This window comes from Paenisporosarcina sp. NPDC076907 (assembly GCF_050269735.1).
In the GTDB taxonomy this organism is placed as follows: Bacteria; Bacillota; Bacilli; order Bacillales_A; family Planococcaceae; genus Paenisporosarcina.
This window is the reverse complement of record NZ_JBNNIX010000004.1, coordinates 35,417-50,473: the sequence shown is the minus strand read 5'-3', so window position 1 is coordinate 50,473 and position 15,057 is coordinate 35,417. Positions and strand designations below refer to the sequence as shown.

The following is a 15,057-nucleotide window of genomic DNA, read 5'->3' as shown; positions in this document are numbered from 1 at the left end:
CCCCGATATTTACAACTGAGCGATGATTCAGTGATACTATGCAATGAAAAGCTCCCTAAGATGCTAAAAAGAGCATTTCCGGAAGTTCCGGAAATGCTCTTTCTGTATGTTATGGACGATCTTGTTCACGAATGTCATTCATTGGAACGAACACTTCGATATGTCGGTGCAAGTTTTCAAATACAGCGGGTACGTTCCCTCCGTATTCTCCATCCAGGTTCAACTGGACATGGTCTTCTGCAGTCACATTGATATGACTCGCTTTTTTATAAATCACGAGTGGATCTTCCAAGTGATTCCCACCAATTGCAAGTGTCGCCAATCGAATGAACTCAGCAATGTTACATTTTTTCAAAATCAATAATGTGAATTTCCCATCATTAATGCTTGAGTTCGGTGCGAGTTTTTCGAAACCGCCGACTGAATTTGTCAGTCCGACCAGGAACATCATGGCTTCATCTTCAAATACTTCCCCATCGTATTCAATACGGACACGCGAAGCACGAATCGAAGGCAACATCTCAATGCCTTTTAGGTAGTAAGCCAATTGACCAAGGACTGTCTTCAATTTACTTGGTACATCATAGGTCAACTCAGTCATTTTCCCGCCACCAGCGATATTGATGAAATAACGATCGTTGACTACCCCAACATCCACAGGGATCGATTCATCAGCCAAAATGATATTGACGGCTTTATCGATATCACGTGGAATGCGCAATGCTCGCGCAAAGTCGTTGGTCGTTCCCATTGGGATCAAGCCGACTTTAGGGCGCTTTTCGAACTCACTGATTCCGGCTACTACTTCATTTAGCGTGCCGTCTCCACCCGCTGCGATAACAAGGTCAAATCCTCGTTCAACTGCATATTTAGCTGCTTCAACTGCGTCACCTTCACACGTCGTTGCATGGCACGATGTTTCGTACCCCGCCTTCTCTAATTTTTCTAAAACCTCAGGCAAGTGTTTTCTGAATAACTCACGGCCAGATGTCGGATTGTAAATAATACGTGCACGTTTCATACACATTTCCTTCTTCCTGCTTTACATTTTCGTCACTAGTTAGGACATATCCGCGACATAAAAAGTTCCCGCCACGAAAAGAAGCCGGACATATGCCTCGGCTTGATTTCTCTATTATATACGAATGCCTGCATTAGAACAATTATGACTGTTTTTGCAAGGCTGCCGTAAATTCTTTTCGAATGTCTTCGTATACCCACAACCAGTATTCAGGAGTGGAGATATATTCAGCTGTGATTTTATCAATAAATTCTCTCTGCTTGTCCTTAAAAGTTGGATCATCAGATGCCGGCATTTCTTTACGAAGCTCCATCACATACTCCTGCAATTTCGGTGCTCGCGGACCCCATTTTGTGATGACTTTTCCATCCTGATCCAATAATAAGTAAACAGGAATCGATCGGCCACCGTTTGTTAAGTAACGGTCCATTAAATCCAAAGTCTGGTCCCGATAAACTACTCGCACATCGATATTTGACGCTTCCGCAACACGACGTAAAATCGGATTATTCAGCATCGCATCTCCGCACCAATCTTCCGTAATGCCTAGAATGTGTGGTGATTTATCTTTTAACAAAGCAATAAATTCATCGTCTTGAGGGACATGGAATTGTTCATAAATATGAAAGCTGTTGTCTTTATGAGACTCCATTTTCTCCATATAGTCATTCAAAGAAATGGCTTCCTCAAAGTATTGTTGTTCAGTTTTCATGGATATATCTCCTCCTCTCCCATCAGTGTACTGAGTTTAATGTAATCAATCAAATTTTTGTTGACAGTCCAAATAAAGAAGAATAGAGTTAGTTATTATTTTCAGAATTCCCAAATAGGAAGTGTCAATATGCGTCCAAGGAAAAAGAAAAAATTTCTACTGCCACCTCCCCTGCTGATTGCAGGAAGTTTCTTATTTTTAATACTGTTGGGAACGCTATGTTTGAAGCTTCCTTTTGCTACGAACACACCTATTTCGTGGACGGATGCTTTGTTTGTTGCGACATCAGCGACAACTGTTACGGGACTCAGTGTTTTTGATCCTGCCTCCACCTTAACTTGGTTTGGTGAAGGTGTGCTCATGTTCCTGATTCAATGCGGAGGAATTGGTTTAATGACATTTGCCGTCGCCCTTCTCATCATACTTGGGAAGAGAATCGGACTTCAAAATCGGATTTATTTACAAGAGTCATTCAATCAAAACTCCGTTGGGGGCATCGTCAAACTGGTGAAGTTGATTTTGACATTTGTTTTAACGGTTCAAGTAATCGCGACTATCATTATGACACTTCATTGGATTCCGAAATTCGGGTTTTCAGAAGCTCTTTACTTAAGTGTCTTCCATGTCATTTCCGCTTTCAATAATGCGGGGTTTGCTCTATTCCCGGATAACTTGATTGGATTCTCGGGAGATCCTATCGTCAATTTAGTGTTATCCGCCTTATTTATTTTAGGTGGACTAGGTTTTACAGTCATTATTGATATTCATCAAAAAAAATCATTTAGAGAATGGTCACTTCATACGAAAATGATGATTGTCGGTACAGTCATTATTAATGTGGTCGCCACTCTTACCTTTTTCTTGTTGGAATACGGTAATCCTGCTTCATTAGGGCCAATGCCTTTATATGAAAAAATTATGACATCTTATTTCCAAGGCGTGACGCCGCGAACGGCTGGATTCAATACGGTAGATTTTGGCACGTTGGAAGATCCGACCATTCTGTTTACCATGATTCTCATGTTTATTGGTGCAGGGAGTGCATCAACGGCTTCGGGCATTAAACTAACCACTTTTATGGTTGTTATTCTTGCCACAGTTGCGTTCTTTCGTCAACGAGGTGAACCGGAATTGTTCGGTCGCTCCATTCGCCTCGATACAGTAATTCGCTCATTGGCAATTACCACAATCAGTATGTTATTCGTGATGGTCTTTATCTTCATGCTAACCATCACGGAAAACATCCCATTCCTCCCTCTCGCTTTCGAAGTCATTTCAGCTTTTGGAACGGTGGGATTATCGATGGGAATTACTGCGCAACTGAGCGACTTAGGCGAAGTATTATTATGTTTGGTCATGTTTGTTGGTCGAATCGGCTCACTCACATTATTCTTCTTATTAATGAAGCCGAAAAAAGTAAATTATCGTTATCCATATGATCAAGTATTTACAGGATGACCACTTAAAGCCTTCCGCGAAAAATCGGAAGGCTTTTAATTTTCTTTAATGGGTAAGCTAAATCCAACAGCTGAAAATGAGGTGTACTTATGTTTTTAATCGCGTTACTGAAACCATTAAAAAATTATGAAGACTATGTTTATAGAGCCTATGCCTACCTCCATATATTCCAGAAACAAAAAGCAATTGCCACGATGGAACAAGCGGTCATTCAGCCCCATTTTTCTATTGAAGAAAGATCCAGCGGTTACATCTATTTAGGAATTCTTCATTCAAAAATGAAGAACTACCAAATAGCATCCGATTATTATCACTTAGGATTTAGATTAGTGATGGACAAGCCTTTTTCCTATCGCAGTCCCTTTAAGCAGGCCATTGAAACTTTCATCAAAAGTGGCGATGAGGAACGAGCTAAGTATTGGCTAAGCAATCTTCTTGAACGACAAAGTTATGATAAGAATTTTAGGAAGCTGTCTGTGCTTCAGAAGATATTGTATTGAATGGGTTTTGAGAGGATGGCTCATCTAACTTGCTTGCAGTTGAGGCCGTGATTGTAAGTCAATTGTATCGTGCCCATTATTAATCAAACAATTTTCAAAAGCAATTTACTGTTGAGATGGTACAAACTAAAAAAGCGGCACCGGCTATCGGCGTCGCTTCATAATTTATAAGTAAGTATTTAAAACAGTGTAATTCTATTTGGAATTGCACTGTTTTTCAATACTTCAAACTTACTTGTTACCGGCATTATTTTTTGAACCACCGTTACCTGGATTTGAAGGATCTTCACCTTTAATATCAGTGCTTGTTCCATCGGCAGGTTCTGAACCATTTCCTAAACCGTTGTTATTTTTTTCTTTTTTCTCTTTTGAATTACTAACCTGTGTTTTTCCATTAGTAGTAGTTGTTGATCTTACTTCTGTTTTGCTTGATGTGTTTGCATTTTTTTGTCCGTTTCCTGGATTTGAAGGGTCAATTCCTTTAACGTCGCTACTTGTTCCATCGGCCGCTTCTGAACCATTACCTAATCCGTTGTTATTTTTGGTCTTTTTAGTTTTTGTTGCCTCTTCATTTAAGATAATGCTGCTTGTTCCAGATACAGATTCTGATTGTTCAACGATTGTCTCAGTCTCTTTTTGAGTGTCTGTCGTAGTTGCTAAGTTACCAGAAAGGAAACTATTAATTATTTTTTCATAAGAACTAACCGTCGTGTTGCTCTCGTCTGATGGGCTGCCAGTGGAAACGCCTTTTACAGCAGATTGTTCTGTTGTTTGCGTGTAATCTTTTTGCACTTTATTAATGATCGTTACAAGTTCTTCTTGCGTAAGCGTATTGTCACTATCGTTTGAAATTGCTTCGATCAATCCAGTCGTCAATGCCATATCACTACCAGTAGGTACCATCATCACTTTGACTTCAGTTGGCCCACAGCCACAATTACAATTTTCTTCAGTTTTTGAATTCTCCGCATCAGCCATAACGTCTGGGAAAAGTGATCCCCCTGTAAAACCTAAACCAATCAGAATCGTAAACAGCAAGATATTTTTCATTAATTTTTCCCTCCAAGATAGTAGTACTAGTCTATTTACTATTTTGAAGTGACATAAACCATTTTTTCTATAATTTTCCATAGGTCTAAAGGATATAGTTTTCATGAGAATCAAATGAAACTTTTTCTCCAGTTTATAAATGGTGAATTACGGGTTTTATATTAGGTTATGCCTTAAACGGATTGTTTTCAGACGTCATGGCTAATTTTTCAGACGTCACTTGCTATTTCTCAGACGTCACAGCCAAAAATTCAGACTGAGCATCCGCTCACCCATTAATCCACACAAAAAAAAACGACTCCGTTTCCACGGAGTCGCTTTCATATTATCGTTTTGAAATTTCTTCTTGTAGGATTTTGTTAACCATCGGTGGGTTCGCTTGTCCTTTTGTTGCTTTCATGATTTGACCAACTAGGAAGCCGATTGCACGGTCTTTCCCGTTTTTGAAGTCTTCGATTGATTGCGCATTTGCATCCAGGATTTGAGTAACGATGTCACGAAGTGCACCTTCGTCGGAAATTTGAACTAACCCTTTTTCTTTCACGACTTGTTCAGCAGTTCCACCATTATCCGCAAGCTCTTTGAATACTTTTTTCGCGATTTTTGAAGAAATTGTACCATCGCTGATCAGTTTGATCATGCCAGCCAAACCTTCTGGCGTAAGCTTTGTATCGTGTAATTCTTTTTGATCGACGTTCAAGTATGCTGATACTTCACCCATCATCCAGTTCGATGCAAGTTTCGTATCTGCACCAAGAGCAATCGTTGCTTCAAAGAAATCGGACATTTCTTTCGTTAACGTCAAGACCATTGCATCGTATGATGGTAAGCCTAACTCTTCAACATAACGTTGTTTACGAGCATCTGGAAGTTCAGGGATTTCCGCACGTACACGGTCCATCCATTCTTGGTCAATCACTAAATCGACTAAGTCCGGTTCCGGGAAGTAACGGTAATCGTCTGATCCTTCTTTGACACGCATTAACAATGTCTTACCTGTAGATTCATCGAAACGACGAGTTTCTTGCAGGATTTCTCCACCTGAAAGCAATACTTCTGCTTGGCGAACTTGTTCATGCTCTAAGCCACGACGCACATAGTTGAATGAGTTCAAGTTTTTCAATTCCGCTTTTGTCCCGAATTGTTCTTGACCGTAAGGACGAAGTGAAATGTTGGCATCACATCGTAGTGAGCCTTCTTCCATCTTACAATCCGAAACGCCTGTGTACTGGATAATTGATTTCACTTTTTCCAAGTATGCATACGCTTCAGCTGGTGTGCGGATATCTGGTTCTGAAACGATTTCGATTAATGGTGTACCTTGACGGTTGTAATCAACCAGTGAGTACCCTTTATCTGTATGTGACAGTTTCCCAGCATCTTCTTCTAAGTGCAAACGTGTAATCCCGATGCGTTTTTTGTAGCCATCCACTTCAATTTCAACCCAACCATGTTCACCGATTGGTTGGTCAAATTGAGAGATTTGATACGCTTTCGGATTATCCGGATAGAAGTAGTTCTTGCGGTCAAATTTTGTATGTGTCGAGATTTCACAGTTCAGTGCCATCGCAGCTTTCATCCCGAAATCGATTGCGCGTTTATTGACAACAGGTAAAACACCTGGATATCCAAGGTCGATTACATGTGTATTTGTATTCGGCTCTGCACCAAAGTGGGCAGGTGAAGGTGAAAACATTTTTGAATCTGTTTTCAATTCAACGTGAATTTCTAAACCAATGACTGTTTCAAAGTTCATGATTTTGCTCCCTCCCATAGTTGAGGAGTTTCTTTATGGAAGCTTGTTGCTTGCTCGTAAGCATGAGCTACACGATAAATCGTTGCTTCATCAAAGTGTTTCCCGATAATTTGTAAGCCAAGTGGCAATCCTTCAGAGAATCCGCATGGTACCGAGATTCCTGGTACGCCTGCCAAGTTTACAGGGATGGTTAAAATATCATTTGCATACATCGTCAATGGATCATCATTTTTCTCGCCAACTTTAAATGCTGGTGTTGGTGTTGTTGGTCCGATGATGACATCGTAGTTCTCAAATACTTGATCGAAATCTTGTTTGATTAATGTACGTACTTGTTGTGCTTTTTTGTAGTATGCATCGTAAGAACCTGCGCTCAATGCGAATGTTCCAAGCATGATGCGACGTTTTACTTCGTCTCCGAAACCTTGCGCACGTGTTTCTTTGTATAAATCCATTAATGATTCCACGTTTTCTGCACGGAAACCATAACGGATGCCGTCAAAACGCGCCAAGTTTGAAGATGCTTCTGAAGAAGCCAGTAAGTAGTAAGTTGCTAAGCCATATTTAGAGTGAGGTAGTGATACTTCTTCCCAAGTCGCGCCAAGAGATTCCAACACTTTCAATGCATCCAGCACTGATTGTTTGGCAGCTTCGCCAACACCGTCTCCTAAATATTCTTTAGGAACACCGATGCGAAGACCTTTAACATCACCAGTTAAGGATTCAACAAAGCTTGGTACTTCTACGTTTGCAGAAGTTGTATCGTTTTCGTCCACACCTGAGATCGCTTCTAGCAATAGCGCATTGTCTTTTACATTGCGTGTAATCGGCCCGATTTGATCTAATGATGATGCGAAAGCGACCAATCCGAAACGAGATACTCGTCCGTAAGTTGGTTTCATCCCAACAACACCACAGAATGATGCCGGTTGACGGATTGAACCACCTGTATCAGAACCTAAAGAAAACGGCACTTCACCAGCAGCAACTGATGCTGCAGAACCGCCTGAAGATCCTCCAGGTACTCGGTCAAGATCCCACGGGTTGCGTGTGATTTTATAAGCTGAGTTTTCTGTTGAAGAACCCATTGCGAATTCGTCCATATTCAGTTTACCGATTGTAATCATGCCCGCCTCACGAAGTTTACGAACAACTGTCGCATCGTAAATCGGGTTGAAGCCTTGAAGGATTTTTGAAGAACATGTTGTTTCAATGCCTTCTGTTACGATGTTGTCTTTTACACCGATTGGCATTCCGAATAACGGTCCACGTTCAGATGCAGGCACTTCGTCCATTTCTTTTGCTTGCGTCATTGCTTGTTCTTTATTTAGAGCTAAAAACGCTTTTACGTCTTCGTCTAAAGCTTCGATACGTGTATATGCTTCAGCTGTCAAATCTGCAATTGAAAGTTCTTTATTATGTATCATTTCTTGCAGTTCGCTTGCTGAGTAGTTGAATAATGTCATGGATAGTCCCTCCTTACGTCAAAATCAGTCTAAGATTGATGGTACTTTTACTTGGCCCGCTTCTTGCTCACGAACGTTTTTCATCATTTTCTCACGGTCAAGTCCAGGGACTGCCTTGTCTTCACGCAATACGTTTACTAATGGTAAGACGTGTGTAGTAGGTACAACATTTGTTGTATCCAGTTCATTTAACTGCTCAGCAAAATTGGTAATTGCCGCAAGTTGGCCTGCAAACATTTCAGCTTCTTCATCTGTAATGGCAAGACGTGCTAAATGTGCTACGTGCTTAACTTCTTCTTTTGATATATTCGCCATTTGGTACACCTCCGAATTCACAATCATACCGAGTATCATATCATTTTTCACTCTAAAAGAATAGAGACAGCATGAAGCTGTCCCTAGGTTTTACAATGGTTTTGCTTAAGAGGTATTACAAAATACCTGATGTTGAATTGCTAGCGTCAGCGTCGATCTAAAGTGGCGCTTTTCTAGATGTCCAGCTCCAAGCGCCAGCTCGCACCTCCGGTTAGGGCCACAGGATGTGGGTCATGAAGGCGTCCGACACGATGTCGGGCATTTAGCCTTCCTTCCCTAATCATTCGAAAACGTGTTTTCGATTCGGTCTTTCCACCGTCAGCGTCGAGCTAGAACGGCGCTTTCCGCATTTCTAGTCATAAATATGGACGTACGGCTCTTTTTCGTCCGCTTCTTTAATCACCAATGCTTCAGGGCCATTAATTGACGTGACACTGACCTCCACATGCATGGACGCCGGGAAATGTTCCATAACAAGTCCGGTCATGTATTGTGTAAAGCCAATGATTTCAGCCGTCCCGTAAAACTGAATTGGGATATCGATGGTTAATTTTTTGATGCGGTCTTCCTGATAGAAACCTGTACCAACAATACTTGTGAAATTCGAGAAATACTCTTCCACATCTTGTTTGAAGTTATTGAACGATTGTCCCACTTCACGGTACTTTTCTTCGGATACGGGTTGCGGGAACAGCACATATTCTTCATTAACGCCTGTCCAATCAGCAACTGAAGCCTTTCCTTCACCAACTACACCAGTGGCAAAGTATGTGCCTGGTACGATGGAATTGCGGCTTTCTTGTCTGAATAAGCCAACCGTGATAGGAACAGTCTCTAAACCTTCAATGCCACGCATACGTTTAACGATTTCATTGGCCATTTTTTTCCCTTGTTCTTCAATGACTGCTTGTGGAATAGGTTCTTCATACGTGGCACCAAAGTCTTCCTTTTGGTAGTAGTACGTAGAATTCATCGCAAGTCCAATGGAAACGCCGCCTAGTTTCACTTCATTTTCACCGGATTTAACTAAATAGTTTTGTTCGACTATATGTGCTAAGTAAATTGGTGCTTTTTTGGCTAACTCAGCTGTCATGTTTACTTTTTCGGGACGACTAGGATTTAGCCCTTCCTTCGATTGGGAACTTCTAGCTAACCAATTGCTAAGCTTTTCTCCTTCAAGCATTTGGCCTTCTTGGAAAAAGTAGTCGTCTGGTGAAAATGTCCGTTGTGACAAACGCAGAAGTCCGCTCTCTACTTCTTTCACATCGTACTTGGAGTAGATATTTGAGACGACCAATCCTCGACTCACGCTTTCTTGATATGGCAAGAGCGTACGATAATATTGTTCCGAAATTTGCATGCTCGGAATGATCGTTGCCGCTTCTTCACTTTTTTCGGTTTCTGTGATGACTTTTGTATCCTTACTCGGGATACATCCTGTAAGTAAGGCTAAAGAAATTACTGCTGGAATCCAGCGTTTTAGTTTCATTATCGGAAGGACTCCTTCACTCTTTTAATTCTTCAATCAGACGGTTTTCATCCCATACCGGAATACCCAAAGTACGGGCTTTGTCGAGTTTAGACCCAGCATCTTCACCTGCGATGACGATGTCTGTTTTTTTACTGACACTTCCGGAGACGGTTCCGCCTACCTGTTCTATTTTCTCTTTTGCTTCTTGTCGTGTCAATTGTTCCAATTTCCCAGTTAATACGACGGTTTTCCCTGTGAGTACATGATCCAAGTTGGAAAAATCTACTTTTTTCCCTGTATAGGATAAGTTCACACCGAGTTGTTCAAGTCTTGATATTAATTCCTGCACTTCTTCATTATCAAAATAACTGACTACTGAGTCCGCCATTTTATCGCCAATTTCATGTACCGCCGTCAGTTGCTCTGGTGTTGCTTCAGAAAGTGACTTCATATCTCCAAACTCTTCCGACAGAATTCTGGCAGCTTTTTCGCCAACATGGCGAATTCCCAAACCAAATAATACGCGCTCCATGGAATTCTGCTTGGAAGCTTCAATGGCCGCAACCAAATTTGTTGCAGATTTCTCACCCATTCGATCCAGTTGAATCAACTGATCTTTTGTTAGCGTAAACAAATCCGATACGTCATGGATCAGTCCTTCACGGAACAATTGCTCCACGACTTTTTCACCAAGTCCATCAATGTTCATCGCATTTCGTGATACAAAATGAATGAGTCCTTCTGTAATTTGAGCAGGGCATTGCGGATTGACACAACGCAGTGCAACTTCCCCTTCAATACGAACGAGCTCACTTTCACAAACCGGGCAATGTGTTGGCATGTTAAATGCAGGCAACTCATCTTTTCTAGCTTCAAGAACCACGGCCACCACTTCAGGAATGATGTCGCCAGCTTTACGGATAATGACGGTGTCGCCAATACGAATATCTTTTTCACGAATTAAATCTTCGTTATGTAAAGACGCACGCCCTACTGTCGTTCCCGCTACTTGTACCGGCTCGAGTATCGCAGTGGGTGTTAAGGCACCTGTCCTTCCGACGGTCAATTCAATGTCGAGCAAAGTTGTTACAACTTCTTCTGCCGGGAACTTGTACGCAGTTGCCCAGCGAGGACTTTTAGCCGTGAAGCCTAAATCCTGTTGGTGAACATAACGATTTATTTTGATGACAATCCCATCAATTTCATATGGTAGGTTTGGCCGGTCGGCGGTCCATTTTTCGATATATGCTTGTACTTCATCAATCGATTGGCAAGTCTGTCTTTCTTTGTTCGTTTGAAAACCTAGTTCATCCAGATAATCTAGCGCCTGGGCGTGACTATCCAGCTGATAAGCCTCCCCGTCCCCACCGATGCCATAAACGAAAATGGCCAGATTACGACTTGCGGCGATCTTTGGATCAAGCTGACGCAATGAACCCGCAGCGGCATTTCGTGGATTCGCAAACTTTTCTTCTTCGTTTGCCACACGTGTTTCATTCAATGCGGTAAAGGATTTTTTAGGCATATAAGCTTCGCCACGAACTTCAATCGTCAGTGGTTTTTTCAAACGTAACGGAATGGAACGGATCGTTTTTAGATTCTCCGTAATGTCTTCCCCTACGCGCCCATCGCCACGAGTTGCCCCTCGGACAAAGACGCCATTTTCATAGCTGAGTGAAATGGCCAAGCCATCTATTTTCAATTCACATACGTAAGAAAACTCGTCACCTATACTTGCACGGATGCGACGGTCGAAGTCGTCCAGATCCTCACGGCCAAAAGCATTTGATAGACTAAGCATCGGATACGTATGTGATACTTTCTTGAATCCTTCAAGAATCGTTCCACCAACACGTTGAGTCGGTGAATCAGGGTAGATCAGGTCTGGAAATTCACTTTCAATGGCAATGAGTTCCTGCAAATATTGGTCAAAAACCGCATCAGGCACGAGCGGCTGATCCAGCACATAATAGGCATAGCCCGTATCATGCAAAAGCTGATTGAGTTCTTTCACACGTTCTTCCAATTGTACTTTATCCATTGACTCGTTCCTCCGCTCGATCTAAATGTTTCGTCATGAACTTTCTATACTTTTTCAACTGGTGCAAACTTCGCCAGCAATCGTTTAATTCCGGTTGGGCTTGGGAATGCAATATCGATTTCCGTATTTTCACCTTCACCACGTACGCTGACAACTGTTCCTTCGCCCCACTTTTTATGAACGGCTTTGTCGCCCGTATTCCACCCAAGCTTGTCCCCGCCAGAAGCTTTGTATGCAGGACGCTCAACTGCTAGACGCGTCGTGTTTGCAACGGCACGTCGGGTTGTGTGACTTCTACCAGTACCTGCCGATTGTTTCAATGTCACATGTTCCAAAATGTCCTCTGAAATCTCAGCTATAAATCGTGATGGATTGTTGTAGCCACTGCGCCCAAACAATGTCCGTGATTGTGCGCATGTTAAATACAAACGCTGTTCAGCTCGCGTAATACCGACGTATGCTAAGCGACGTTCTTCTTCCATTTCGTCATTGTCACCGATCGAACGCGAATGAGGGAAGACGTTTTCTTCCATCCCAATGATGAATACGACAGGGAACTCCAGTCCTTTAGCTGCGTGCATCGTCATCAGAACTACTTTTCCTTTTGATACATCTTCATCGTTATCCAGCTTATCCAAATCAGAAATCAATGCTAAATCCGTTAGGAAGGACACAAGGGTTTTATCTTCACTGCGTTCTTCAAACGCTTTCGTTACAGATAAAAACTCTTCAATATTCTCAAGACGGCTTTCCGATTCAATGGTCTTTTCGTTTCGTAGCATATTACGGTAGCCGGTTTTATCCAGCACTTGCTCGACAAGCTCAGTGACAGACAGGAATTCCTGCATTTGACTGAATCCATCCATCATCTGGTGGAATTTTGCCGCTTCATTTGCTGCGCGTGCAGGCAATCCCATAAAGTCCACTTCGCGAAGTGCATCAAAAATGGAACGGTCCTGTTCAATCGCAAACCTAGCCATGCGTTCGAAAGAGGTAGCACCAATGTTACGTTTCGGTTCATTAATGATTCGTGCCAAAGCTAAATCATCTTCATTGTTGGCAATCAAACGTAAATACGACAGCAAGTCTTTAATTTCTTTGCGGTCATAGAACTTCGTGCCTCCAACGATTGTGTACGTAATATTGGATTTGACCAACACTTCCTCCATCACACGGGACTGCGCATTTGTGCGATACAGAATGGCAAAATCATCTAGTCGGCGATTGTCTTTTTCCATTAATTCCTGAATCGTTTTGACGACAAACTGCGCCTCCTGCTGTTCGTCATAAGCTTTGTAGACATTGATTGCTTCTCCAGAACCATTGTCCGTGCGAAGCTCTTTCGGATAACGCCCTGTATTGTTTTGAATGACGTCATTTGCTGCTTTCAGGATTCGTTTCGTCGAACGATAGTTTTGCTCAAGCATGATGACCTTTGCATTCGGATAATCTTTTTCAAACGACATGATGTTTTGAATATCCGCTCCACGCCATCTATAAATTGACTGATCCGAGTCCCCTACTACGCACAAGTTATTGAATTTCTTCGCCAACATTTGTACGAGTTCGTATTGGGCTTTGTTCGTATCTTGATACTCATCGACATGAATGTAATGGAATTTGTTTTGATAAAACTCCAACACATCCGGCACACGTTTGAAGAGAGTTAAAGTTGTCATAATCAGATCATCAAAATCGAGGGATTGATTTTTACGAAGACGCTTGTCATACGCTGTGTAGACTTCCGATGCTGTCTTCTCAAACGGGTTGAATTGATTCATTTGGCTTGCAAATGTTTCGGCATCAATGCATTCGTTTTTTGCTGAGCTGATCGCATTCAACATGGAACGGGGATCATATTTTTTAGGGTCGATGTTCTGGTCTTTCAAAATACGTTTAATGACCGTCAATTGCTCGGTCGTATCCAAAATGGAGAAGCTTTTCGAATAACCGATTCGATCGATATCGCGACGTAATATACGTACACACATCGAGTGGAAGGTCGAAACCCACATACGCTCTCCTGTACCATTTCCAAGTAGACCATCGATACGCTCGCGCATTTCTCTTGCTGCTTTATTTGTAAACGTAATCGCCAAAATTTTTGATGGATAGACTTCTTTCTCCACGACTAAATAAGCGATTCTGTGAGTTAGCACTCGCGTTTTTCCTGAGCCTGCTCCTGCCATAATTAGCAAAGGACCTTCAGTTGCTTTTACTGCTCTTTCTTGTTCGGGATTCATCCCGTTTAATAAATTCTTTACGATTAATTCCATTGTGCACCGTCCTTCACGAACATTTGTTCTTCAATTATAAACCGCTTATGGTAATTGTCAAAGTGTCACTGCGTGAACAGCTTTCACAGTTTCGAGTGCTTCATTCAAATTGATATAGAGATGGTTGCCTACTACGATTGTGTCCGCAATCAAAGCCATTTCAGTCGCCTGTTTTGCCGATGTAATACCGCCACCATAAAAAAGACGCGTGTTCGTCAAAACGTTTTTCGCTGCTTGTACCATTTTCGGGTCTCCATAAACTCCGCTATATTCTACGTAGAATATCGGCAATTTGAAAAAGTGTTCTGCCAGCCTCGCATGGGCAATTACTTCTTCCCTCGATAACGATGTCTGTGCATCAGTTGCACGCGCCGCCTTGCAATCTGCATTTAAAATGCAATAACCTTCCGGAACTAGTTCATTCCAGTCCATATAATCACCGAATTCCTTGATGGCTTCGATATGCAAATCCTTGACCCATGCTGTATTTGTACTGTTCAACACGGAAGGAATGAAATAAAAATCAAATCCTGGTGTAACGGATTCTATATTGGAAATCTCCAGTGCAACCGGAATTTTATATTGTCTGACTCGTATGAGTAAATCCAAAACCAGTTCGAGGGTTACGCCATCTGTTCCGCCGATCAATATCGCGTCCGTTCCAGATTCACACACCTGCTTAAGAGCATCTTCAGCAATTTCCTTTGCAGGATCTAATTTAAAAACGTGACGCCATGCCTGATACATCATCGGCTCCCACCTATCTGTTCATTTTCATCTATCTAGTATAACAAAAAACCCTTCTATTCGAAGAGTGTGAGCAGGCAAATGTTTGAATGTCTTGCGTTTAATCGGCATGGATTACCTTTTTATCGGCATCGAGTCGCTTTTAATCGGCATGAAACTCTTTTTAATCGGCATCAACCCCGTTTTAATCGGTTTCACCCATTTTTCCCCAACAAAAAAGGACTACTCTCCGATGTGAGTGGTC

General features: G+C 42.0%; 13 protein-coding genes. 3 read left to right on the top strand and 10 right to left on the bottom strand.

From position 1 onward, the window contains the following. Nucleotides 1-109 precede the first annotated feature (109 nt). Both ACQKEV_RS13265 and ACQKEV_RS13260 read right to left on the bottom strand, forming a co-directional pair. Nucleotides 110-1,021, bottom strand: coding sequence for a diacylglycerol kinase (locus ACQKEV_RS13265; RefSeq protein WP_427446770.1), 912 nt, complete (start codon nt 1,019-1,021; stop codon nt 110-112). Between the two features lie 142 nt (nt 1,022-1,163). After that, the gene (locus ACQKEV_RS13260) at nt 1,164-1,733 is read right to left on the bottom strand and encodes a thioredoxin family protein (protein ID WP_427446768.1); all 570 of its coding nucleotides are present in this window, start codon (nt 1,731-1,733) and stop codon (nt 1,164-1,166) included. 129 nt (nt 1,734-1,862) lie between these two features. Here ACQKEV_RS13260 and ACQKEV_RS13255 point away from each other — a divergent pair, with 129 nt between their 5' ends. Both ACQKEV_RS13255 and ACQKEV_RS13250 read left to right on the top strand, forming a co-directional pair. Then, nucleotides 1,863-3,191, top strand: coding sequence for a TrkH family potassium uptake protein (locus ACQKEV_RS13255; protein ID WP_427446766.1), 1,329 nt, complete (start codon nt 1,863-1,865; stop codon nt 3,189-3,191). Nucleotides 3,192-3,280: 89 nt separating this feature from the next. After that, nucleotides 3,281-3,691, top strand: coding sequence for a hypothetical protein (locus ACQKEV_RS13250; protein ID WP_427446764.1), 411 nt, complete (start codon nt 3,281-3,283; stop codon nt 3,689-3,691). 231 nt (nt 3,692-3,922) lie between these two features. Here ACQKEV_RS13250 and ACQKEV_RS13245 read toward each other — a convergent pair whose 3' ends face one another. From ACQKEV_RS13245 to ACQKEV_RS13210, 8 genes are all read right to left on the bottom strand, one after another. Beyond that, complete coding sequence (locus ACQKEV_RS13245; protein WP_427446762.1) at nt 3,923-4,741, bottom strand: hypothetical protein; 819 nt, start codon at nt 4,739-4,741, stop codon at nt 3,923-3,925. A 325-nt stretch (nt 4,742-5,066) separates the two neighbouring features. Further along, entirely contained in the window at nt 5,067-6,497 is a 1,431-nt protein-coding gene (gene gatB / locus ACQKEV_RS13240; protein ID WP_427446760.1) for an Asp-tRNA(Asn)/Glu-tRNA(Gln) amidotransferase subunit GatB, read from the bottom strand. Then, a complete protein-coding gene (gene gatA / locus ACQKEV_RS13235) occupies nt 6,494-7,963 on the bottom strand; it encodes an Asp-tRNA(Asn)/Glu-tRNA(Gln) amidotransferase subunit GatA (RefSeq protein ID WP_427446759.1) in 1,470 nt (489 codons plus the stop codon). The genes gatB and gatA overlap by 4 nt, the downstream gene beginning before the upstream one ends. Nucleotides 7,964-7,987: 24 nt before the next feature. Next, a complete protein-coding gene (gatC, locus tag ACQKEV_RS13230) occupies nt 7,988-8,278 on the bottom strand; it encodes an Asp-tRNA(Asn)/Glu-tRNA(Gln) amidotransferase subunit GatC (protein WP_016429411.1) in 291 nt (96 codons plus the stop codon). A 352-nt stretch (nt 8,279-8,630) separates the two neighbouring features. Next, nucleotides 8,631-9,767 (bottom strand): CamS family sex pheromone protein, encoded by a 1,137-nt coding sequence (locus ACQKEV_RS13225; RefSeq protein ID WP_427446757.1) that lies wholly within the window; start codon nt 9,765-9,767, stop codon nt 8,631-8,633. Nucleotides 9,768-9,783: 16 nt separating this feature from the next. After that, nucleotides 9,784-11,790 (bottom strand): NAD-dependent DNA ligase LigA, encoded by a 2,007-nt coding sequence (gene ligA, locus ACQKEV_RS13220; RefSeq protein WP_427446755.1) that lies wholly within the window; start codon nt 11,788-11,790, stop codon nt 9,784-9,786. A 44-nt stretch (nt 11,791-11,834) separates the two neighbouring features. After that, the gene (gene pcrA, locus ACQKEV_RS13215) at nt 11,835-14,066 is read right to left on the bottom strand and encodes a DNA helicase PcrA (protein ID WP_427446754.1); all 2,232 of its coding nucleotides are present in this window, start codon (nt 14,064-14,066) and stop codon (nt 11,835-11,837) included. Nucleotides 14,067-14,123: 57 nt separating this feature from the next. Next, on the bottom strand, nt 14,124-14,816 hold the full coding sequence (locus ACQKEV_RS13210) for a heptaprenylglyceryl phosphate synthase (RefSeq protein WP_427446753.1): 693 nt from the start codon (nt 14,814-14,816) through the stop codon (nt 14,124-14,126). Between the two features lie 82 nt (nt 14,817-14,898). Between ACQKEV_RS13210 and ACQKEV_RS13205 the strand changes: the two genes are divergently transcribed. Then, complete coding sequence (locus ACQKEV_RS13205; protein WP_427446751.1) at nt 14,899-15,051, top strand: hypothetical protein; 153 nt, start codon at nt 14,899-14,901, stop codon at nt 15,049-15,051. The last annotated feature ends 6 nt before the right edge of the window (nt 15,052-15,057 follow it).